We start from the raw sequence: 21,328 nt of genomic DNA, 5'->3' as shown, positions 1-21,328 counted from the left end.
TGCCGTCGCACGCGTTATAACAAGACGGGAGTTATTGTCGTGGGTGTCGTTCTCAACATCGAAAACGGGAAGCGGGAGCCCGCCTCCATCAAGGATCTGATCGATCTGACGGCGGCCGACATGGGACGCGTCAACGAATTGATCCTGTCCAAGGCCGGCTCCGACGTCGAGATGATTCCGGAGGTCGCCAACCATCTGATCTCGTCCGGCGGCAAGCGGCTCAGGCCGATGCTGACGCTCGCCGCCGCGCAGATGTTCGGCTATGCCGGCGAAGGCCATGTCAAGCTCGCCACCTCGGTCGAGTTCATGCATACCGCGACTTTGCTGCACGACGACGTCGTTGACGAAAGCGGCATGCGCCGTGGCAAGAAGACCGCCCGTATGATCTGGGGCAACCAGGCAAGCGTGCTAGTGGGCGATTTCCTGCTTGGCCAGGCCTTCCGCATGATGGTCGATGTCGGCTCGCTCGAAGCGCTCGACATCCTGTCGAGCGCCGCCTCGATCATTGCCGAGGGCGAGGTCATGCAACTCGCCGCCGCCAAGAACCTCGAAACCACCGAGGATGAGCACTTCGCCGTCATCAAGGCCAAGACAGCCGCGTTGTTTTCGGCCGCCGCCGAAGTTGGACCGGTCATCGCCCAGGCGACCCGCAATGATCGCGCAGCACTACGCTCCTACGGCATGAATCTCGGGCTTGCCTTCCAGCTCATCGACGATGCGCTGGATTATGGCGGCACCAGCAAGGACCTGGGCAAGAATGTCGGCGACGATTTCCGCGAGGGCAAGGTGACCTTGCCGGTCATCCTCGCCTACCGGCGCGGCACCAAGGCCGAGCGCACTTTCTGGAAGCGCGCCATCGAGGACAATGTCGTCGACGACGCGGGCCTGGAAAAGGCGATCGGCCTGATGACCCGTCACGGCGCCATCGCCGACACGATCGGGCGCGCCCGCCATTTCGGCGAGATCGCCCGCGACGCACTGGCGCCGCTGGAAGAAACGCCGCAGAAATCGGCGCTGATCGACGTCATCGATTTCTGCATCAGCCGGGTGAACTGAGAAGGCCGACTTTTCTCCGAATTTCCCCGTCGCTTTGTACTGGGGAGAACGATGGCGAACACGCCCTCGTCGTCTCGACAAGCGGCCTTGCGGCAAATTATCTATAAAACATGGCAAAGGGCACGGACGACACTATCGCGGTGCGCATCAGCAAGGCGCTGGCGGACCGCATCATCTCGGGCGCGATCGAGCCTGGGGCGCGGCTGCGCCAGGATCATGTCGCCGAGGAATTCAACACCAGCCATGTTCCCGTGCGCGAGGCCTTCCGCCGTCTGGAGGCGCAAGGCCTTGCCGTCAGCGAACCGCGCCGCGGCGTGCGCGTCGCGGCTTTTGATCTCGGCGAGGTCAAGGAGGTCGCCGAAATGCGGGCCGCGCTCGAAGTGCTGGCGCTGCGTCACGCCGCGCCGCATCTGACGTCGGCCATTCTCGATCTTGCCGAGGAGGCGACCAAGGCCGGCGACAAATCCCGCGACGTCCGATCCTGGGAGGAAGCCAACCGCGCCTTTCACCGGCTGATCCTGGCGCCCTGCGGCATGCCGCGCCTGCTCGCCACCATCGACGATCTGCATGCCGCCAGCGCCCGCTTCCTGTTCGCGGCGTGGCGCTCGGAGTGGGAGGCGCGCACCGACCAGGACCATCGGGCGATCCTGACCGCCTTGCGGCAGGGGAACACCGAATCGGCCGCGGCGACGCTGGGGCGGCATGTCCAGTGGATCGGCCGCAAGCCGGTCAGGACGGCGTCCGGCGCGACGCGCGAAGCCTTCGCGATCGTGGGTTGATGCCCGTCACCCAAAAGTGGCCCTCAATTTGGGGCGACATTCAAAAAGCAATGGCCTGAAGCGCATCGCGACGCAGTTCAGACGCTCTTTGTCGTGGGAAGGCTTGCTATGTCGTGAGAAATGTGGATTCGATAATAGATCGAAAATAGAAATTATCTATAATTTCAAATCGACCGAAGGGACCCCCATGTCAGACATCGCATTCACGCCCCGTACGCCGTCCTTCAGCCCGCTTCGGCTGCAGGATCGCTCGCTCGCCTGGCAAGTCGGAGCCGTCGTGCTCGGCACGCTGTTCCTGGCGCTGTCTTCCTACATCGAGGTGCCGATGGTGCCGGTTCCCGTGACCATGCAGACCTTCGCGGTGACGCTGATCGGCGCGCTCTATGGCTGGCGGCTTGGCGCGGTCACCATCGCGGCATGGCTAATCGAGGGCGCTGCCGGCTTTCCGGTTCTGGCCGGGGGTGCTGCCGGCATCGCGCATTTCGTCGGGCCGACCGGTGGCTATCTCTTTGCCTTCCCGATCACCGGCGCCCTGGTCGGCTGGCTGGCCGAACGCGGCTGGAACGGCAACAGGGTGGTGCTTGCCTTCGCCGCCATGCTGCTCGGCAATCTTGCCTGCCTGGTGCTCGGCACGGCATGGCTCGCCGTCATGATCGGCACTGAGAAGGCCATTACCTTCGGCTTCCTGCCGTTCATCGTCGGCGGCTTGCTGAAGTCGGCGCTTGGTGCCGCGACACTCATGGCGCTCCCCCGTGGCAAGGCGAAGCCGGCCAATCCGTGACGATCAGGCTGCGCGCCCATCATCTCCTTTGCCTGCTCACCTATGTGGGCAAGGGATACAGCCCCGCCTTCACCGTCAACTATGACGCGATCGCGGAGCGCCTGAGCCGGGGCGAGGACATTCTCCTTGTTTCCGGCCCGGATGATGTCTGCGCGCCTTTGCTCGACGGGCCGGAGCCGCATTGCCGCAATGACAGCGTCATCGAGCGGGATCGGCTTGCCGCACGCGATGTCGGGGATCTTCTGGCCCGACCAATCGAGCCCGGCGTCCGCCTCGATCTCGACGCGGCAATCCTGGCGCGGCTGCGACAGGCGTTTTCTGTTGGCGGCGTGCGCAAGGCTTGCGGTGGCTGCGAATGGAACGAGCTGTGCGGTGCGATAGCGGCTGGCGGCTTTGCCGAGACGAAGGTGCGGCAATCCATCGTGCCGCGCTGACCTTGACGCCGGCTTTTCCGCGGTCGAAAATCCCCTCCAGCCATGGTTTGTTAATCGGCTGCCTCGATTGTGAATTTCAGGCGGATTGAAGCGCGACCCCAAAAAGGCCATGCTTTGCCCGGAAAGATCGAGTCTACGTCGATCCCGCTGAAGCGGAGATGGCGCCTGGCTGAAAGGGATACGATGCAGCAAGGACGTGCGCGCTGGCTGACAAGGCTGGCAATTGTGACGGGCATGGCGATTTCGGCTTTGCCGGCCTATGCCAAGCAATCCACCGAACCGGTCAAGATCTCGTCGTTCTCGGGCGCCTATCTGGCAGCCCGGATCGCCGAAGGCGACAACGACCTCGACAGCGCCATCGCCTACTACAAGCAGGCCCTGGCCTTCAATCCGAGCGACACCGGCCTGCAGCAGAGCCTGATGCTGTCGCTGATCGCGCAAGGTCGCTTCGACGAATCCCTGGTCTATGCCGACAAGCTCAAGGAAGTGCCCGATGTCGAGCGCTTCTCGCGCCTGGCGCTGGCCGTCGATTCTTTCCACAAGAAGGATTTCACCAAGGCCCAGTACTGGCTAAAGCTGTCACTGGAATCCGACCTTGACCGGCTGATTTCCGGCGTGATGTCGGGCTGGGCCGAACAGGGTGCTGGCCAAGCCGGCGACGCGATGGCTTCGATCGACAAGCTTCAGGGCCCGGACTGGTTCGGTCTGTTCAAATCCTTCCACCGCGCCCTGATCGCCGATGCCTCCAACATGCCCGAAAAGGCCGAGGCGATCTACGCCGCGACGATGCAGGATACCGCTGCCGGCGGTGCCGCGCCCGAAACTTGGATGCGCAACGCGCAGGCCTATGCTTCGTTCCTGGCCCGCAAAGGCGACAAGGCCAAGGCGATCTCGGTGCTCGACCAGGCTGAGGCGTTTTCGCCGGGTAAGCTCGAAATCGTTGCCTTGCGCGACAGGATCAGCAAGGGCGACAAGATCGCGCCCTTCGTGTCCGGTCCGTCCGACGGTGCTTCCGAAATCCTGCTCGACCTCGCCACCGCGCTCAACCGGGGCGGCGGCGAGCCGTTCGTTCGCCTTTATCTGCAATATGCGCTCGCCCTGCGGCCCGACAGCGACGCGGCTCTCGTGCAGCTCGCCGCCGTCGCCGAGCAGTTGAAGGACGGCGAGGGCGCCATCGCGCTCTATCGGCGCATTCCCGATTCTTCGCCGCTGAAGGAGCTTTCTGATCTGCAGCTTGGCCTCAACCTTGCCGATCTCGACCGTCATGACGAGGCGATCACCCATCTGAAGGCCTTCGTCGAGGCTCATCCCAACGACATGCGCGCCTATCTGGCGCTTGGCGGGGTCTATTCCTCCAAGGAGGATTTCCGCTCGGCCGCCAACCTCTACGACAAGGCCGTCGAGGCGCTGAAGACGCCGACCGCTGCCAACTGGAACATCTTCTACCAGCGCGGCATCGCCTATGAGCGGCTGAAGGAATGGCCGAAGGCCGAACCGAATTTCCGCAAGGCGCTGGAACTGCAGCCGGACCAGCCGCAGGTGCTGAACTATCTCGGCTATTCCTGGGTCGACATGAACACCAACCTGAAGGAAGGGCTGGCGATGATCCAGAAGGCCGTCGACCTCAGGCCGAGCGACGGTTACATCGTGGATTCGCTGGGCTGGGCCTATTTCCGCCTTGGCCGCTTCGATGACGCGGTGCGCGAGATGGAACGCGCCGTATCGCTGAAGCCGGAAGATCCGGTTCTCAACGACCATCTCGGCGACGCCTACTGGCGCGTCGGCCGCAAGTTGGAAGCCACCTTCCAGTGGAACCAGGCGCGTGACCTGAAGCCCGATCCCGACGTGCTGGCCACCTTGCAGCAGAAGCTGATGAAGGGCCTGCCGCCGATCGAATCCAACACGGCGCAGGAAACCCCCAAGGTCAAGCCCGAGCCGGTGCCTGTCCCGAAGGGGTGAGATCGGCTACTTTCGAATGCGAACGGGGCTTCTTTGAGGGCCCCGTTTTCGTTTGGAGGCGCGCAGCCCTCAAAACAGCTTCCGGTAGACGACGAAGCCGGAGCGTTCGCCGACCTTGTCATAGAGTTTCATCGCGGTCTGATTGGTTTCGTGCGTCAGCCAATACACCCGTCCGGTGCCGGCGGACTGCGCGCGCTCATAGACGCCTTCGATCAGCGCCCGGCCGATGCCTTTGCCACGCGAAGCCTGCGTGGTGAAAAGATCCTGCAGATAACAGTTCGGCGCGATCGCCGTCGTGCTGCGGTGAAAGAGATAGTGCACGAGGCCGAGGAGCTGTCCCCGGCTTTCTGCCACCAGCGCATGGACCGGTTCATAGGCGTCGAAGAAGCGCGACCACGTCATCGCTGTGATCTCGTTTGCCAGCGCCGTCTCGCCGGCGCGGCCATAAAATGCGTTGTAGCCGTCCCACAGCGGCAGCCATTGCTCGTAATCCTGTCGCGTGACCGGGCGGACGATGATGGAGCTGGGCATGGCTGGACCTGTGGTCGTTGATGTGGGCTGTAGGGACGAACAGACCGCAGGCTCCCAAGGTCGGCAATGGGCCAGTCCACGGCAAAGTCTTCAACACCGCGCGGCATACTCATGGCGGCTCGCGTCCGGCGCGCCCCTTGCTTGACGCTTCGCCGCCGTGTCTCTAGGACGGGCCGGCAAGTGCATGATCCCGAAAAGTGGATACCGGTTTTCGGAACAGATCATGCTCGAGGACAGGCTCCAGCCTTTGATGTCGAGGCCACCCGTGACGATTGAAATCCCTGCCCATATGCACCCCAGCCGCTCGTTCCAGGGGCTGATCCTGACCTTGCACAATTACTGGGCGGCCTATGGTTGCGTCATCCTGCAGCCCTACGACATGGAGGTCGGCGCCGGCACGTTTCATCCGGCAACGACGCTGCGCGCGCTCGGGCCGAAGCGCTGGAACGCCGCCTATGTCCAGCCCTCGCGCCGCCCCAAGGATGGCCGCTATGGCGAGAACCCGAACCGGCTGCAGCATTATTACCAGTACCAGGTGATCCTGAAGCCGAACCCGCCGAACCTGCAGGAGCTCTATCTCGGCTCGCTGGCGGCAATCGGCGTCGATCCGCTGCTGCATGACATCCGCTTCGTCGAGGACGACTGGGAAAGCCCGACGCTCGGCGCCTGGGGGCTTGGCTGGGAATGCTGGTGCGACGGCATGGAAGTCTCGCAGTTCACCTATTTCCAGCAGGTCTGCGGCATCGAATGCGCGCCGGTGGCGGGCGAACTGACCTACGGGCTGGAGCGGCTGGCCATGTATGTGCAGGGCGTCGACAATGTCTACGACCTCAACTTCAACGGCCGCGAAGGCGCCGACAAGGTCACCTATGGCGATGTCTTCCTGCAGGCCGAGCAGGAATATTCGCGCCACAATTTCGAATACGCCAACACGGCGATGCTGCTCAGGCATTTCGAAGACGCCGAGGCCGAGTGCAAGGCGCTGCTCGATGCCGGCGCGCCGGCGTCGAACGACAATCTGCCGATGCACAAGATGGTCTTTCCGGCCTACGACCAGTGCATCAAGGCCAGCCATGTCTTCAACCTGCTCGACGCGCGTGGCGTGATCTCGGTTACCGAGCGGCAGAGCTACATCCTGCGCGTGCGCAATCTGGCGAAGGCCTGCGGCGAGGCGTTTTTGAAGACACAGGCGGGTGGATTGGCGGCCTGAGCAATTCCAGGAAAAGCGCGTAGCATTTTCCCTGGGGAGTTGCGCCAAAACCAAGCTCTGCTTCAGGCAGACCTCATCGTCTCGAGGGAAGCGTTGATCGGTGACAGGATCTGGCCGCTCGGGCCTGCCATTGTCCGCAATGCCTGCCGAACACCCGGCATCGAGAAAGCGCCGTGGACCTGCGCCGTGAAGCAGGCGCTGAGCGCGAGGATCTGCAGAAGTCTGGATGCCGTTTTCATGGTCGTTCAGCCAATAGTTCCCTGCCTGAGCGTGGGTCGCTTCAGCGCTGCGTTCGGTTCATGGAAATCTTTGATCCAAGGACGGACTGGGGCGCCGTGTCCCGACAGGGCAGCCAAAATTTCTGGAAAGGGTGACAGCGGCCAGCCGAGTTGCTATGCCCCGCCCGGACCACTCTCCCGCATGAGCTGACCCCAATGCCTGACCTGCTTCTAGAACTTCGCTCCGAGGAAATTCCCGCCCGCATGCAGCGCAAGGCGGCGGGTGACCTCAAGAAGATGCTGACCGACGGTCTGGTCGAGGCGGGCCTGACCTATGAGGCGGCGCGCGAATACTGGACGCCGCGGCGCCTGACGCTCGACATCAGGGGCCTGACGGCGCGCTCGAAGGATATCCGCGAAGAGATCAAGGGACCATCGACGACGGCGCCCGAGCAGGCGGTCCAGGGGTTCCTGCGCAAGGCAGGGCTGTCCTCGGTCGCCGAGGCGCATGTCCATTCCGACCCGAAAAAGGGCGACTTCTATGTCGCCCACATTTCGAAGCCGGGCAGGGCGGCCGAAGAGATCATCGCGGAACTGGTGCCGGGCATTATCCGCAATTTCCCCTGGCCGAAATCGATGCGCTGGGGACCGGCCTCGGCCAAGCCAGGCTCGCTGCGCTGGGTGCGGCCGCTGCAATCGATCCTGTGCACCTTCGGCCCGGAAACCGAGGAGCCTGTCGTGGTCGATTTCGAGATCGACGGCATCCGTTCGGGCAACATCACCTTTGGTCACCGCTTCCTGGCGCCGGGCGAAATCACCGTGCGCCGCTTCGACGATTATGTGAGCAAGCTGGAAGCGGCAAAGGTCGTGCTCGACGCCGACCGGCGCAAGGAGATCATCCTTGCCGACGCCCGCAACCTTGCCTTCGCCAACGGGCTCGACCTGGTCGAGGACGAAGGGCTGTTGGAAGAAGTGTCCGGGCTGGTCGAATGGCCTGTCGTGCTGATGGGCGAGTTCGAGCAGGATTTCCTCGCCATACCGGCCGAAGTGATCCGGTTGACCATCCGCGCCAACCAGAAGTGCTTTGTCACCCGGCCGCAAGGCGATGGCGAGACACTTTCCAACCGCTTCATCCTCACCGCAAATATCGAGGCCAGGGACGGAGGCAAGGAGATTGCCCACGGTAACGGCAAGGTGGTGCGCGCGCGCCTCTCCGACGCGCTTTATTTCTGGACCACGGACCAGGGCGATCTGCCCGATCTCGGTGAACTCGAGGCATCGGCGGAAAAATTCGGGCTCGACCTGAAGAAGCCGCTCGACCAGCGCATGGCCCGCCTCGACCATCTCGGCGTCACCTTCCACGCCAAGCTCGGTACGCAAGGCGAGCGGGTGGAGCGCATCAGGCGACTCGCCGAAGAACTGGCGCCGACCGTCGGTGCTGACCCGGCGCTGGCCGCTCGCGCAGCGGTTCTCGCCAAGGCCGATCTCACCACCGAAGTCGTCGGCGAGTTCCCCGAATTGCAGGGCGCCATGGGCCGCAAATACGCGCTGCTCCAGGGGGAGCATCAGTCCGTGGCCGCAGCCATCGAAGAGCATTACAAACCACAGGGTCCGTCCGACTACGTGCCGAGCGATCCGGTGTCGGTCACCGTCGGGCTCGCCGACAAGCTCGATACGCTGGTCGGCTTCTGGGCCATCGACGAAAAGCCGACCGGATCCAAGGACCCCTACGCACTGCGGAGGGCCGCGCTGGGCGTGGTGAGGATTGTCCTCGAAAACAAGATCAAGCTCGCCGTCGGTACCGCGATTGCCGCGACGGTCGCGGCCGCACTTGATGCCTATGAGAGCTTGGGCGAAAGCGCTGAGAGCCGGGGCGCCGTGGCAATGCTGGATGCCCGGATTAAAGACTACAGAGGCGAGAGCCGTCTGTTGCCGGAAGCGGGACTTATTGCCGACCTGGTGAGGAACGGCCTCGACAGGGCCGTATCCGAAACATTCGAGGCCACCGATCCGGAGAGCGAATTCTTCGATGGGCAGCGTATGATGGAAATGCAAGCCTCGCTGGCTCCGTTTGTCGATGACCTCCTCGCCTTCTTCCACGACCGCCTCAAGGTCTACCTCCGCGACCAGGGCGCTCGCCACGATCTCATCGATGCCGTCATCACGCCACGGTCCGACGATCTCCTGCAGATCGTCCGCCGCGTCGAGGCGCTGGGCTCCTTCCTCGACACCGAGGACGGCAAGAACCTGCTCGCCGGCACCAAGCGCGCCGCCAACATCCTGGCCGCCGAGGAGAAGAAGAAAACAGCGGTCGCCGAAACCGTTGAGCCGGCCTTGTTCAAGGAAAATGCCGAGAAGTTGCTGTTTGCGGCGGTGAATCAGGCCGAGAAGCAAGCCGGCGAAGCGATTCAAAACGAAGACTTTTCCGCCGCCATGCTGGCGCTTAGCGCGTTGCGCGAACCGGTTGATTCATTCTTTGAAGGTGTTCTCGTGAATGATGAAGACCTGGCGGTGCGAGCCAACCGTCTGGCGCTGCTCACGCGCATCCGCGCGGCCACCGGTCAGGTCGCGGATTTCTCGAAAATCGCCGGCTGACTAGCATGATCCCGAAAAGTGGGTGCCGGTTTTCTCGGACAAACGGTTTCCGTTTGTCCAGAGATCATGCTCAGACAAAAAGGCCGCAGGGCTGAGAAAAAAATTGCGAGCCGGCCGTTCGAGCCGGCTTACAGTCATATGGCGATGATCTCTGCGTGGCAAAAGGGACATGTTCCCCAACCCAACGGAGGCTTCCATGAATTCCGATCACGACATCGAAGTGACTGAAGAAACCTCGGCCGTCGCCGAGGCGCTTGAATCCGCTTCCGAAACCGCCCTCGACCATGCCGCTTCCACGGCGGTCGAAGCCGCCGATCACTCTGACGACGAGGATGGCGACGAAGAAGATGGCGACGAGGAAGAAGGCGACGACGAAGATGGCGAAGAGTCTGACGAGAACGACGCCGATGACGCCGTGAAGGCGGAAGGCGACGACGCCGAAGACGAAGAAGAAGAATCCGAAGACGGCGAGTCCGAAGAAGACGAGGACGACAAGGAAGAAGCGGCCTGAGATTTCAATCCGGCTCTGTCGAAAAGAGGGCGGCGCATCGGCGCCGCCCTCAGATTGATTACAAACCCCTCGGTTTTTGACAGCAGTCAAAATCGAGGGGTTTTGATTCCGGTTTGTTCGCGATCTGAATCTGAGACGTTCCGTGAATCTTGGGTGATTTCGAGACGTGCGGAGGTTTGTCAGCAGTCTGAGGGCGGCGCATCGGCGCCGCCCTTTTGTCATCTTCCCGGACGCTTGTCAGTTCTCCAGGATGCTGACGCGCACGCTGTCCTCGTAGACGTCGACCTGGATCAGCGGTTCGCCGTTGACGATGGCGCGCTTGGTCGACGAACTCATCGCGCCGGGACGCTCCAGCATGCGCTGCAGGTCGGCGCGCTGGTCGTTGGTCCTGAACCAGGCATCACCCTCATCGTCGCTGTCGCGGCGATGGAATTTGTGCCAGTTGGCGCGGTCCTGCCGCACCATCTGCGCGGCGTTGTCCAGCGCATAGCCGTCGCTCGCCTGGTGATCCCGATCGGAAATACGCGCGACGTAGGATCCCAGCATGTCATCGGCTTGCGCTGCACCGGCGCCCAGCAGCGATGCCAGCAGAAGCCCGGCCACGGTTACGGTCTTGGATAGTCTCATGATCAACCCCCATTGAAACAAAATCCGGCTGCCAGAGCCGCCCCTTCTCCCTGAACCGCTCGACCAAATTCAGGCTGCGGCTTCGAGCGGCAAGATATGCCGGCACGAACTCGCGCGACAATGGTGCGCAGGGCGCCGTCAAGCTGTCAACGAACCGGCCCGGCAGTTTGCCGGCTGGCTACTTGACCTTGCCGACCTTGGAAGCGGGCGCCGATGCGGCTGCCGGTGCGGCCGGCTTCTTCTGCGTGCCCGACGCCGGAGCCGCCGAGGCGGTCGCCTGGGCCGGAGCAGGAGCCGCGACGGTGGTGGCGGCTGGTGCCTTGGTTTGTGTCGGTGTCGAGAAATCGCCGCCGACGATGCCGCCGCGAATGATCATCGGGCTTGGCATGAAGCCGTGTCGTGCCTCGGGCGCGTTGGGGATCGCCGCCACCTTCTCATAGGTGACGTCGGGCTCGCCGAGCGCGACGACGGACACCACATCGCTTGCCTTGATATCGGCCGCCTTCAGGGTCAGGATGGAGGGCGTCGCGGCCGGCGCGCCGGGAAAGACCAGGGACGAGGCCTGAACTCCGCTGGCCATCGTGGCCAGAGTTATTCCCAGCAGTACGCGCACGGACATTGATATAGCTCCCCTTTGCCCAGAAGCTGCTCAATAGCAGGCCGGAATTGATGCCGGCTTTCGCGGAAACATAGCATTTTAGGGATTGATAAATCGCCAAGACCCTCTCTTGCCCAACAGCCGCCATCGTACTACGCAGCCGGCATCTGCGAGGTGACGAGAGTGGCTGAGATACTTGCCGTCGGCGAGGCGCTGGAGCGGGCGCTGGCTTTGCTTCAGGGCGGCGATGTCGTCGCCATCCCGACGGAAACCGTCTACGGGCTTGCCGGCGATGCCACCAACGGCATCGGCGTGGCACGCATCTTCGAGGCCAAGGGGCGGCCGCGCTTCAATCCGCTGATCGCCCATGTCGCCGACATGGCCATGGCCGAGCGCATCGCCGTGTTTGATCCGCTGTCGAAGAAACTCGCACAGGCGTTCTGGCCGGGTCCGCTGACGCTGGTGCTGCCGCAGCGGCCTGGCAACGGCATCCATCCACTGGTCACGGCCGGGCTCGACACGATCGCCTTGCGCATGCCGAGGGGCTTTGGCGGCGACCTCATCGCAAAACTTGGCCGGCCGCTTGCCGCGCCCAGCGCCAATTCCTCCGGCAGGATCAGCGCGACGACGGCGCAAGCGGTGGCGGCCGATCTCGGCGCCCGCATCAAGCTCGTGGTCGATGGCGGCGCGACGCCGGTCGGGCTGGAATCGACCATCGTCAAGGCCGAAGGGGGAAGGCTGCGCCTGCTCCGGCCAGGCGGCATCGCCGCCGGGGAGATCGAGGCGGCCATCGGCATGGAACTGTTGCGCGGCGGAGGGGCGGGCGTCGAGGCGCCGGGCATGCTCGCCTCGCACTATGCGCCGGGTGCTGCCATGCGGCTCAATGCTGGAATGGTCGGCGAGGGCGAGGCACTGCTTGCCTTCGGCGGCCAGCGGGCCGAAGGGTGGCGCAATGCTGCCGCGTTCCTCAACCTGTCCGTATCGGGTGACTTGCGCGAAGCGGCAAGCAATCTTTTCGCCTATATGCAGGAACTCGATCGCAGCGGCGCGCGCACCATCGCTGTCGAGAAGATCCCCGTTGATGGTCTTGGCGAGGCCATCAACGACCGGCTCGCTCGCGCGGCCGCCCCTCGTGACAATGCACAGCCCACAACATAGTTTTCCCGCATGACCGAAATTTCGCAAAAACTTGCTCCCGCTCTCATCGACCGCTTTGCGGCGATCGTGGGTGACAAATACGCGCTGCGCGACGAGCAGGACATCGCGCCTTATCTCGTCGAGCGGCGCGGGCTCTGGCATGGCGCGACGTCGCTGGTATTGCGGCCGGGCAGCGTCGACGAGGTCAGCCGCATCATGCGGCTGGCGACCGAGACCGGAACGCCGATCGTGCCGCAAAGCGGCAACACCGGGCTGGTCGGCGCCCAGGTGCCGGACAAATCCGGCCGCGAGATCATCCTGTCCTTGTCGCGGCTGAACCGCATCCGCGAGATCGACGTCCTGTCCAACACGGTGACGGCGGAGGCTGGCGTCATCCTGCAGACGCTGCAGGAGGCGGCCGATGCCGCCGACCGGCTGTTTCCGCTGTCGCTCGCCGCGCAAGGCTCCTGCCAGATCGGCGGTAATCTTTCTTCCAATGCCGGCGGCACCGGTGTTTTGGCCTACGGCAATGCACGCGAACTCTGCCTCGGCGTCGAAGTGGTGCTGCCGACAGGCGAGGTGTTCGACGATCTGCGCAAATTGAAGAAGGACAACACCGGCTACGATTTGAAGGACCTGTTCGTCGGTGCCGAAGGCACGCTCGGCGTCATCACCGCCGCCGTGCTGAAGCTGTTCCCGAAGCCGAAGGGGCGTGAGGTCGCATTCGTCGGCCTGTCGTCGCCCGAGGCGGCGCTATCTTTGTTCAGCCTGGCGATGAACCGCGCCGGTGCTTCGCTCACCGCCTTCGAATTGATCGGCAAGAGACCCTACGATTTCACGCTCAGGCATGGTCAAGGTGTCGTGCGGCCGCTGGCCGACGACTGGCCCTGGTATGTCTTGATGCAGGTGTCCTCCGGCCGCTCGGAAGCCGATGGCCGGGCGCTGATCGAGGAAGTGCTGGCGGATGGTCTCGAGCAAGGCATCGTTGGGGATGCGGTTGTTGCGGCAAGCCTTGCCCAGGGCGACGCTTTCTGGAATTTCCGCGAGACGCTGCCCGAATGCCAGAAGCCGGAGGGCGCCTCGATCAAGCACGATATTTCGGTGCCGATCGCATCGATCCCGCGCTTCATAGAAGAGGCGGCCGGCGCGGTGGCGTCGGTCAGTGCCGGCGCCCGCGTGGTCTGCTTCGGCCATATGGGCGACGGCAACCTCCACTATAACATCTCGCGGCCCGTCGATGGCGACGACGATGCGTTTCTCGCCCTCTACCATCCCATGAACAAGGCGGTGCACGATGTCGTGCGCTCCTTCCACGGTTCGATCTCGGCCGAGCATGGAATCGGCCAGTTGAAGCGTGACGAACTGATCGCCACGGCGCCGCCGATGGCCATCGATCTGATGCGCCGGGTAAAAGCTGCCTTCGATCCGGCCGGCATCATGAATCCTGGTAAGGTTATCTGATCCTTTCAACATCTTGTGGTCGGTGGCATTCCGATAACCATCCCTGAGATCAGCAAAATTTAACCGACTTTCTTAAGCGCGGCGGTAAGGAGCCGGCGCTACTGTTTCCCCATAACGAGGCCGGGAAAACTGGCCCGGAGAGAACCGGACGCCGGCTCTCAGGAGACAGACAGGAAGGCACTCTATGAACACCGGACTGAAGCCAGTCTGGGCGGGACGCAACATGCGCCTCGACCCATTCCGACTGCCCCAGATGGTCAGCTACGCCACGCGCGACGATTATGGCGACGTGACGTTCACCATCGACCACCGTGGCGCCGTGATCCGCCGCATGCTCGAGATGAGCGGCGTGCCGGCAATCATCGCCCTGCCGGCCAATGCGTTCCGCGGCGTCGCCGCCCGCGCGATGGAGGATCCGGAAGGCAATGTCACGGTGACCCTGGAACTCCTGCACAATGATCCGATGCTGTCGGTGCCGCTGCTCGTGGCCGACGATCTCGACGATGTCGCCGCCGACTGGCGCGCCTGGGCCGATGCCTACCGCCTGCCGATGCTGTTGATCGAATCGGACGGCGTCGCCCGCACCCTGGAAGAATCGCTCGGCACCGCCATCAAGACGCTGCCGCCGCAGGATCGCCGCAAGGGCCGCGTTTCCAACACGCGCCGCCCGCGCTTCCTCGCCCGCCGCAGGGCCGGCAACCTCGGTCTCAGGCTGGTCATCGACGGCCAGGAGATCATTTCGAGGGACTGAACAACCCCGATCGCGGGAATTGCCTGAAGCCGCTACACCAGCGGCTTCAGCGCCACCCACAGCGCGCCACCGATCAGGCCGAGGAAGATCAGCCAGCCGACCTGGTTGTTCGACCGGAACAGCCGCAGGCATTGGTCCGGATCGTTAATGTCCAGCACCGCGATCTGCCGCGCCATGTGGGCGCCGGCGGCGATCAATCCGGCGAGCGCCACCACCGGCGCCTGCGCCGAGGCGAAGGCGATGGCGAAGCAGATCAGCGTGCCGCCGTAAAGTCCGGCCAGCCACGACTTGGTGTTGTCGCCGAACAGCCGCGCCGTCGAACGCACGCCGACAATGGCATCGTCTTCCTTGTCCTGGTGCGCATAGATCGTGTCGTAGCCGATCACCCACAGGATCGAGCCGATATAGAGCATGATGGCGGGGCCATCGAGATCGCCGAACTCGACCGCCCATCCCATCAGCGCACCCCAGGAAAAGGCAAGGCCGAGAAACAATTGCGGCCAGTTGGTTATCCGCTTCATGAATGGATAGATGGCGACGATCACCAGCGAGCAGATGCCGAGCAGAACGGCGAAGCTGTTGAACTGCAGGAGCACCACAAGGCCGACCAGGGCCTGCAGCACAAGAAACAGCCAGGCCCGACGGCGCGTGGTCTGACCCGATGGCAGCGGTCGCGAGCGGGTGCGTTCAACCTGGCTGTCGATGCCTTCGTCGACGATGTCGTTATAGGTGCAGCCGGCGCCGCGCATGGCGATGGCGCCGACCAGGAACAGCACGAGATACAACGGCGCCGGCAGCAGTGAGAGCAGCGGGTCGCCGGGGCGCGGATAGGCGCTTGCCGCGAGCGCCGCCGACCACCAGCATGGCCACAAAAGCAATTGCCAGCCGATCGGCCTGTCCCATCGCGCGAGCTGCGCATAGGGCCAAACCGCGCGCGGCAGCACACGGTAGACCCAATGGCCGTTGGGCGCATCGGCAACACGGCCCTGGGCCGCTTTCGACTGGATAGGTTCCATGTTCATGGAGTGGCAGCAGCCGCGGAAACCGTCAAGCGGCAAGCGGATGAGCAGCGACCGTCAACCTGTCAGGAGGTGAAGATGTCGCGCGTGGAAAACCAGTCTTTCGCCGTCTCGATGAATGCCAAAGCCGCATTCGACACGCGCTGATGCGTGTCATAGGTGAGGATGATGCGTTGCATCGGCAGCGGATCCGACAGCGGCTTGCAGATCAGGGGCAGTCCATCATAGCTGCGGTCGCCATGCGGGCGGGTGTAGCTGACGGCGACGCCAAAACCGTTCGCCACCATGCTGCGCTGGAGCTCGAACGAGCTTGTCGCCCTGTCGGCCACCGGCGAGAGGCCACGGCCACGGAACAGGTCGAGCATGTGCTGCCAGCTGTGCGGCTGGTCCGTCGTGACCAGCGGATAGGCCGCCAGATCCGCCAGGCTGACCTCGGGATAGTCCACCAGCGCATGACCTGCCGGCAGCAATGCATGCGGCCGCAGCTCGTGCAGCAGGATGCGGGCGAAATGCGCGGGCAGGCCAAGATCGTAGCTGAGGCCGAGATCGATGGCGGCATCCGCCAGACGCCGCCCGAGCGTTTCGAACGTTTCGTCGCGAACGATCACCGCGACGTCTGGATGGCGTTCGGAAAAGGCGCGGATCAGACGTGGCGCGAAATAGGGCGCCAGATCCTCGAAACATCCAAGCACCAGCTCGCCGCCGACGGCCGAATTGCCCGAACCCAGGCTCATCAGTTCGTCGGTCTCGGCAAGAACCTGTTTTGCCTTGGCCACGACGACGCGGCCGAAGGAGGTCAGCGAAACACCGCTGCCGCGCTGGCGCACGAACAGTTTCTGGCCAAAATCCTTCTCGACCGCGTCGATCGCCACCGAAATCGAGGGCTGTGAAATGTTCAGTGCTCTGGCCGCGCCGGTGACGCTGCCGAGGCGGGCGACAGCGACCAGATAACGCAATTGGGTGAGGCTGAGGCCCATAGCCTTGTTCTATGTGTCAGATGAGAAGTTATTATTTTACTGAATGAATGCGGGTTGCGATAGTCATCTCGATCCTGAAAGGAGGACACCATGGCTTCCCAGACTGCCGCCCGCGCCATCGACACCGGCCTGATCGATGCGGAGACGATTGCCGACTACCAGCGTGATGGCGCGGTCTGTATCCGCGGCGCTTTCAAGGGCTGGGTCGACACGATTGCCGCCGGCATCGAGCGCAACATGCAGAACCGCAGCGCCACCGCGTCCGACATCGCCAATGGCCGCGGCAGTTTCTTCGACGATTACTGCAACTGGGAGCGCATTCCCGAATTCGTCGAGGTGGTGCGGAAATCGCCGGCCGCCGAACTGGCGGCGGCGGTGATGCAGTCGCGCACCGCGCAGTTCTTCCACGACCACGTTCTGGTCAAGGAGCCCGGCACGCAGAAGCCGACGCCCTGGCATCAGGACATCTCCTATTACTTCGTCGATGGCCGGCAGACGGTGAGCTTCTGGATCCCCATCGACCCGGTGAAGGAGGCGACGCTGCGCCTGATCGCCGGCTCGCACAAATGGGACAAGATGATCCTGCCGGTGCGCTGGCTCGACGACAGCAATTTCTATGCCGGCGAGGGCGACTACCTGCCGGTGCCCGATCCCGACAAGGACCCGTCGATGAAGGTGCTGGAATGGGAGATGGAGCCGGGCGACGCCATCCTGTTCGACTTCCGCACCGCGCATGGCGCGCGCGGCAATTTGACTGCGGCACGGCGCCGGGCGCTGTCGCTGCGCTGGGTCGGCGACGATGCCCACTATGTCGAGCGGCCGGGCCGCACCTCGCCGCCCTATCACGGCCATGGCATGCGGCCGGGTGAGAGGCTGCGCGAGGACTGGTTCCCGGTGGTCTTTCCCGGCTGAAGCGGGCCAGAATAGGGGCGCCGGAATTCGGCGCCCATATTCGGCCGGGATAACGTTCCCGTGCGCAATTCGGATCAAAACACCCTGATGCCTTGACCCGTCGCCCGGAGAGCAATAGCGGGTGCTCTCCAGGGTTTGCATCAAGAGGTGGCCATGAACGTTCTTCTTCTGGGCTCCGGCGGCCGCGAACATGCGCTTGCCTGGAAGATCGCCGCCTCGCCGCTGCTGACCAAGCTTTACGCGGCCCCCGGCAATCCGGGCATCGGTGCTGAGGCTGAACTGGTGAAGCTTGACATCACCGACCACGCCGCCGTGACCGCGTTCTGCCGGGAGAAGAAAATCGACCTCGTCGTCGTCGGACCGGAAGGGCCGCTTGTCGCCGGTATCGCGGACGATTTGCGCGCCGAAAACATCCGCGTCTTCGGGCCTTCGAAGGCTGCGGCGCGGTTGGAAGGCTCCAAGGGTTTCACCAAGGACCTCTGCGCCCGATACGATATCCCCACTGCCGCCTATGGCCGTTTCAACGATCTGGCCTCGGCCAAGGCCTATGTCGAAAAGACGGGTGCGCCGATCGTCATCAAGGCCGATGGGCTCGCCGCCGGCAAGGGTGTCACCGTCGCCATGACGCTGGATGAAGCACGGGCGGCGCTCGATGCCTGTTTCGAGGGCTCCTTCGGCGCCGCCGGAGCGGAGGTGGTGATCGAGGAATTCATGACCGGCGAGGAGGCCAGCTTCTTCTGCCTCTGCGACGGTACCACGGCACTTCCTTTCGGCACGGCACAGGACCACAAGCGTGTCGGCGACGGCGATGTCGGCCCCAACACCGGCGGCATGGGCGCCTATTCGCCGGCGCTGGTGATGACGTCTGAGATGGTCGAACTCACCATGCGCATGATCATCGAGCCGACCATGCGCGGCATGGCCGAGCTTGGCGCGCCCTTCGCCGGCATTCTCTTCGCCGGGCTGATGATCACCGACAAGGGGCCGAAGCTGATCGAATACAACACCCGTTTCGGCGATCCCGAGTGCCAGGTGCTGATGATGCGGCTGAAGGACGACCTGCTGGTGCTGCTCAATGCCGCTGTCGACGGTCAGCTGGCGCACACGTCCATACGCTGGCGCGATGAGGCGGCACTCACCGTGGTGATGGCGGCGCGGGGTTATCCCGGCACGCCGGAAAAGGGGTCGGTCATCCGCGGCGTCGAGCAGGCGGCAGGCGAAGGCGTCCAGATCTTCCACGCCGGCACCGCCATCAATGGCGGCGCGCTGGTCGCCAATGGCGGCCGCGTCCTCAATGTCACCGCGACCGGCGCCACGGTCGGCGAGGCGCAGGCGCGGGCCTATGCCGCGCTCGACCGGATCGACTGGCCGGACGGATTCTGCCGCCGCGACATCGGCTGGCAGGCCGTGGCGCGCGAGCGGGCGAGCTGAGATTTCGGAGCGGCGGCCTACGGCTGACCGCGATCGATCTCGGTCGAACCGGTGCTGACCGGGTCGGCCGCGGCAAGGGCGGCGTCCAACTGTTCGGCTGAGCGTTGCCCGGTCCGCTTCCAGGCGACGTATTGAACGATGCCGAAGCCCGGCCTGCCCGGCACCGTCTTCACCACGGGCATGCGGAACCCGTCGCGGAATTTGGACCAGCGCGAACCGAGCACCGCGACCATTTCCTCGAAAGTCGGCGGGGTTGCCACATCCGCATAGATGAGGGTGGTCTTGCCGGCGAGCGCTGCTTGGCGCGAGAGCGGCACCGGCACGCTGGCAAGGTAGTCTGATGGCACGTCGATGAGCCCGCCAAAGGGCCATTGCTGGCGCAGCGTGGCGGCATCCGTCGGCACGACGTTGACATCGATATTGTTGGGCGTGCCGGCCACCCTGTAGGGGCAGCGGAAGCGGCCGCAATTGGCTTGCGCGGAAAATTGCCAGAGCGCGTAGCCCTGCCAGTTGCCCATCGGGAAATGCACGTCGATATCAGGCTTGTAGCGCGCGTACCAAAGCGGCAGCCGCGACAAGAGCCGGTATTTGTAGCGATTGTCGGCGATATACTGCGCGGTCTTGCCGTTGGTGTAGAGCACCGGGAAGCGGCCGATGCGCCGATGCACCTGGCGCACGAACTCCTCGGCATCGTCGAGCGACATCCATTGCGAGGGATCGATGCCCTCTATGTCGAGCGCCATGAGATCGTCCGGCGCGGGAGCGGCGAAATCGAGGAAATTATTGGCCTGCTCGACCGGATTGCCAGGGCGGGCGAGATGATAGGCGCCCCATTTCATGCCGAGCGCCTTGGCCACGACCCTTCGCGTCTGAAACAGTTCGCGCGTCACCGCATGGCGCTTCCACAGCGCCTTGCAGAGCTTCACGTCGGTGTCGCTGCCGAAACAGAAATAGGGCGGCGGCATGCCGTCGGAGGCCTTGTTGATGAAGGCGACGATGCGCTTGTCGGTGGCAAGCTGCGCCCAGTCGATGGAATTGTACTCATAGGCGTCGACGACCAGCGCGCGGTCGGCGTTCTTCCACGGCTCGGAGAAATCCGAAGCCTTTGCCGCCGATATCAGCGCCATCATCGCCGCAAGAGCGATCGCTGAGCGGCGAAGAAGGTGCGCCGGCGTTTTCAAACAGGGGATCCCCGTTGATCAAACACCGATGGTGAACCGCCATGGTTAAGGAAGTGCTTTCGAGGCAATGCGGTGAGTCAGCCGAACAGCTTCAATGCCGTTGCTACAGACAGGAACATCGACAACGGGCGGCCTTGAAATGGCGTGAAACCATGCTTGCGATAAAAAGCGGCAGCCTTGTCGTCCTTGGCGTCGACGATCAGCGCGAAGGAGGCGGGAGCAGCTTGGGCGCAGCGCCGAAGCGCGTCCACGATCAGTATCGATCCAACTCGTTGTCCTTGATATCGGGTATCGACCGCCAATCTCTCGATCAATATGGCGGGCAGAACTGGATAGCGCGGTAGGCGTTTTGTCAGGTCGTTCGGCAGAGAAGCGATAGGCACACTCGATGCTGCCAGAGTGTAATATCCGGCAATCAGATCGACGTCACGTTCTGCAGCGACGAAGCAGTTGCTGATTCGGCGTTTGACGTCCTGGCTCGCCTGCTCGCGTAGATAGTGGTCGAGTGCCGCCACGCCGCAGCTGAATGCCTTACGATCATGCGACCCGCCCAGCGGCTCGATGATCAGGTCGAGACTCACCGGGATTGGACGACAAGTCGCTTGTAGGCGTCGGCGGCTTTGCGCAGCGCTTCGTTGGGTTCGGGCGGATTGAGAATGGCCTCTACCAGAGCGCGCTGATCCTCGATGGAAAGGCGGATGATAGCCGTCTCCTCAATGGTACGCTGTGCAGCTTCCTGCGCTGCGGAGACCACGAAGTCGCTGACGCTTCGGCCCTGGATTTCGGCGGCGCGTTTCACCACACTCAGCATATCCGGTGAGATCCGAGCTTCGAGACGGGCGGTACGAGTCGGTTGGCTTGTCATCGCTATCACCTCCAGCGCGATATGTACGGCTTTTGCCCGTACATATCAAGCGCCGCACTCATCGCCGGCTGAATGGCTGAGATTCAAACGGATCGGGCGCGGGCTCCTGCCGCAGCGTGCCTTCGGCGGCGCGCTTGCGGTAGTGGGCAAGAGAACATTGCGGCGAGCACAATATGCCGCGATCCGACCAGTAGGCGGCGCCATGCTCCAACTGGCCGCCGTGATGCCAGAACCCCGTTGCGCGGTAGGGCAAGCCGCATTCGATGCAGCGATAGGCGTCGGGTCTGGCGAGCAT

At 63.6% G+C, this 21,328-nt stretch carries 22 protein-coding genes; 13 read left to right on the top strand and 9 right to left on the bottom strand.

Annotation, left to right across the window (positions count from 1 at the left end):
- The first annotated feature begins 39 nt into the window (after window positions 1-39).
- From FJ546_RS01550 to FJ546_RS01530, 5 genes are all read left to right on the top strand, one after another.
- Window positions 40-1,056, top strand: a complete 1,017-nt coding sequence (locus FJ546_RS01550; protein ID WP_019856937.1) for a polyprenyl synthetase family protein — start codon at window positions 40-42, stop codon at window positions 1,054-1,056.
- A gap of 110 nt (window positions 1,057-1,166) precedes the next feature.
- Window positions 1,167-1,835: a GntR family transcriptional regulator gene (locus FJ546_RS01545; protein WP_095771071.1), complete on the top strand. Its 669-nt coding sequence runs from the start codon at window positions 1,167-1,169 to the stop codon at window positions 1,833-1,835.
- A 187-nt stretch (window positions 1,836-2,022) separates the two neighbouring features.
- Entirely contained in the window at window positions 2,023-2,616 is a 594-nt protein-coding gene (locus FJ546_RS01540) for a biotin transporter BioY (RefSeq protein WP_140887526.1), read from the top strand.
- On the top strand, window positions 2,613-3,050 hold the full coding sequence (locus FJ546_RS01535) for a DUF1284 domain-containing protein (RefSeq protein ID WP_140887525.1): 438 nt from the start codon (window positions 2,613-2,615) through the stop codon (window positions 3,048-3,050). Before FJ546_RS01540 ends, FJ546_RS01535 begins: the two co-directional genes overlap by 4 nt.
- Before the next feature lie 183 nt (window positions 3,051-3,233).
- The gene (locus FJ546_RS01530) at window positions 3,234-5,009 is read left to right on the top strand and encodes a tetratricopeptide repeat protein (RefSeq protein WP_140887523.1); all 1,776 of its coding nucleotides are present in this window, start codon (window positions 3,234-3,236) and stop codon (window positions 5,007-5,009) included.
- A 69-nt stretch (window positions 5,010-5,078) separates the two neighbouring features.
- On the opposite strand, the gene FJ546_RS01525 is transcribed toward FJ546_RS01530, so the two are convergent.
- Window positions 5,079-5,540 carry a GNAT family N-acetyltransferase gene (locus tag FJ546_RS01525; RefSeq protein ID WP_140887522.1) on the bottom strand — a complete coding sequence of 154 codons (462 nt, stop codon included), beginning with the start codon at window positions 5,538-5,540 and terminating at the stop codon, window positions 5,079-5,081.
- A 289-nt stretch (window positions 5,541-5,829) separates the two neighbouring features.
- On the opposite strand from FJ546_RS01525, the gene FJ546_RS01520 reads away from it, so the two are divergent.
- The 3 genes from FJ546_RS01520 to FJ546_RS01510 all read left to right on the top strand — a co-directional run bounded on the left by FJ546_RS01520 (window position 5,830) and on the right by FJ546_RS01510 (window position 10,074).
- Window positions 5,830-6,750 carry a glycine--tRNA ligase subunit alpha gene (locus FJ546_RS01520; protein WP_179297852.1) on the top strand — a complete coding sequence of 307 codons (921 nt, stop codon included), beginning with the start codon at window positions 5,830-5,832 and terminating at the stop codon, window positions 6,748-6,750.
- A 434-nt stretch (window positions 6,751-7,184) separates the two neighbouring features.
- Window positions 7,185-9,563, top strand: a complete 2,379-nt coding sequence (glyS, locus tag FJ546_RS01515) for a glycine--tRNA ligase subunit beta (RefSeq protein ID WP_140887520.1) — start codon at window positions 7,185-7,187, stop codon at window positions 9,561-9,563.
- Window positions 9,564-9,759: 196 nt separating this feature from the next.
- The gene (locus FJ546_RS01510; protein WP_140887518.1) at window positions 9,760-10,074 is read left to right on the top strand and encodes an ATPase; all 315 of its coding nucleotides are present in this window, start codon (window positions 9,760-9,762) and stop codon (window positions 10,072-10,074) included.
- 237 nt (window positions 10,075-10,311) lie between these two features.
- On the opposite strand, the gene FJ546_RS01505 is transcribed toward FJ546_RS01510, so the two are convergent.
- Both FJ546_RS01505 and FJ546_RS01500 read right to left on the bottom strand, forming a co-directional pair.
- Window positions 10,312-10,701: a hypothetical protein gene (locus FJ546_RS01505; protein ID WP_140887517.1), complete on the bottom strand. Its 390-nt coding sequence runs from the start codon at window positions 10,699-10,701 to the stop codon at window positions 10,312-10,314.
- 178 nt (window positions 10,702-10,879) lie between these two features.
- Window positions 10,880-11,320, bottom strand: a complete 441-nt coding sequence (locus FJ546_RS01500) for a hypothetical protein (protein ID WP_140887515.1) — start codon at window positions 11,318-11,320, stop codon at window positions 10,880-10,882.
- A gap of 162 nt (window positions 11,321-11,482) precedes the next feature.
- Between FJ546_RS01500 and FJ546_RS01495 the strand changes: the two genes are divergently transcribed.
- From FJ546_RS01495 to FJ546_RS01485, 3 genes are all read left to right on the top strand, one after another.
- Window positions 11,483-12,457 carry an L-threonylcarbamoyladenylate synthase gene (locus FJ546_RS01495; protein WP_181167771.1) on the top strand — a complete coding sequence of 325 codons (975 nt, stop codon included), beginning with the start codon at window positions 11,483-11,485 and terminating at the stop codon, window positions 12,455-12,457.
- Window positions 12,458-12,466: 9 nt separating this feature from the next.
- The gene (locus FJ546_RS01490) at window positions 12,467-13,897 is read left to right on the top strand and encodes an FAD-binding oxidoreductase (RefSeq protein WP_140887512.1); all 1,431 of its coding nucleotides are present in this window, start codon (window positions 12,467-12,469) and stop codon (window positions 13,895-13,897) included.
- A gap of 184 nt (window positions 13,898-14,081) precedes the next feature.
- A complete protein-coding gene (locus tag FJ546_RS01485) occupies window positions 14,082-14,648 on the top strand; it encodes a DUF6101 family protein (protein ID WP_140887510.1) in 567 nt (188 codons plus the stop codon).
- Window positions 14,649-14,680: 32 nt separating this feature from the next.
- Here the strand turns inward: FJ546_RS01485 and ubiA are convergent, their stop codons facing one another.
- Both ubiA and FJ546_RS01475 read right to left on the bottom strand, forming a co-directional pair.
- Window positions 14,681-15,664: a 4-hydroxybenzoate octaprenyltransferase gene (gene ubiA / locus FJ546_RS01480; RefSeq protein ID WP_181167806.1), complete on the bottom strand. Its 984-nt coding sequence runs from the start codon at window positions 15,662-15,664 to the stop codon at window positions 14,681-14,683.
- Window positions 15,665-15,732: 68 nt separating this feature from the next.
- A complete protein-coding gene (locus FJ546_RS01475; protein WP_140887507.1) occupies window positions 15,733-16,644 on the bottom strand; it encodes a LysR family transcriptional regulator in 912 nt (303 codons plus the stop codon).
- A 90-nt stretch (window positions 16,645-16,734) separates the two neighbouring features.
- Here FJ546_RS01475 and FJ546_RS01470 point away from each other — a divergent pair, with 90 nt between their 5' ends.
- Both FJ546_RS01470 and purD read left to right on the top strand, forming a co-directional pair.
- Window positions 16,735-17,556, top strand: a complete 822-nt coding sequence (locus tag FJ546_RS01470) for a phytanoyl-CoA dioxygenase family protein (protein WP_140887506.1) — start codon at window positions 16,735-16,737, stop codon at window positions 17,554-17,556.
- A gap of 153 nt (window positions 17,557-17,709) precedes the next feature.
- Complete coding sequence (purD, locus tag FJ546_RS01465; RefSeq protein ID WP_140887504.1) at window positions 17,710-18,987, top strand: phosphoribosylamine--glycine ligase; 1,278 nt, start codon at window positions 17,710-17,712, stop codon at window positions 18,985-18,987.
- 17 nt (window positions 18,988-19,004) lie between these two features.
- Here purD and FJ546_RS01460 read toward each other — a convergent pair whose 3' ends face one another.
- The 4 genes from FJ546_RS01460 to FJ546_RS01445 all read right to left on the bottom strand — a co-directional run bounded on the left by FJ546_RS01460 (window position 19,005) and on the right by FJ546_RS01445 (window position 21,328).
- Window positions 19,005-20,117 (bottom strand): glycoside hydrolase family 25 protein, encoded by a 1,113-nt coding sequence (locus tag FJ546_RS01460; RefSeq protein ID WP_140888032.1) that lies wholly within the window; start codon window positions 20,115-20,117, stop codon window positions 19,005-19,007.
- 128 nt (window positions 20,118-20,245) lie between these two features.
- Window positions 20,246-20,749 (bottom strand): GNAT family N-acetyltransferase, encoded by a 504-nt coding sequence (locus FJ546_RS01455; protein WP_140887503.1) that lies wholly within the window; start codon window positions 20,747-20,749, stop codon window positions 20,246-20,248.
- On the bottom strand, window positions 20,746-21,033 hold the full coding sequence (locus FJ546_RS01450; RefSeq protein WP_140887501.1) for a DUF1778 domain-containing protein: 288 nt from the start codon (window positions 21,031-21,033) through the stop codon (window positions 20,746-20,748). The genes FJ546_RS01455 and FJ546_RS01450 overlap by 4 nt, the downstream gene beginning before the upstream one ends.
- Window positions 21,034-21,091: 58 nt before the next feature.
- Window positions 21,092-21,328, bottom strand: a complete 237-nt coding sequence (locus FJ546_RS01445) for a hypothetical protein (RefSeq protein ID WP_140887499.1) — start codon at window positions 21,326-21,328, stop codon at window positions 21,092-21,094.

The sequence above is a fragment of the Mesorhizobium sp. B2-4-19 genome, from assembly GCF_006441315.1.
In the GTDB taxonomy this organism is placed as follows: Bacteria; Pseudomonadota; Alphaproteobacteria; order Rhizobiales; family Rhizobiaceae; genus Mesorhizobium.
This window is presented reverse-complemented; position numbering and strand designations above follow the sequence as displayed.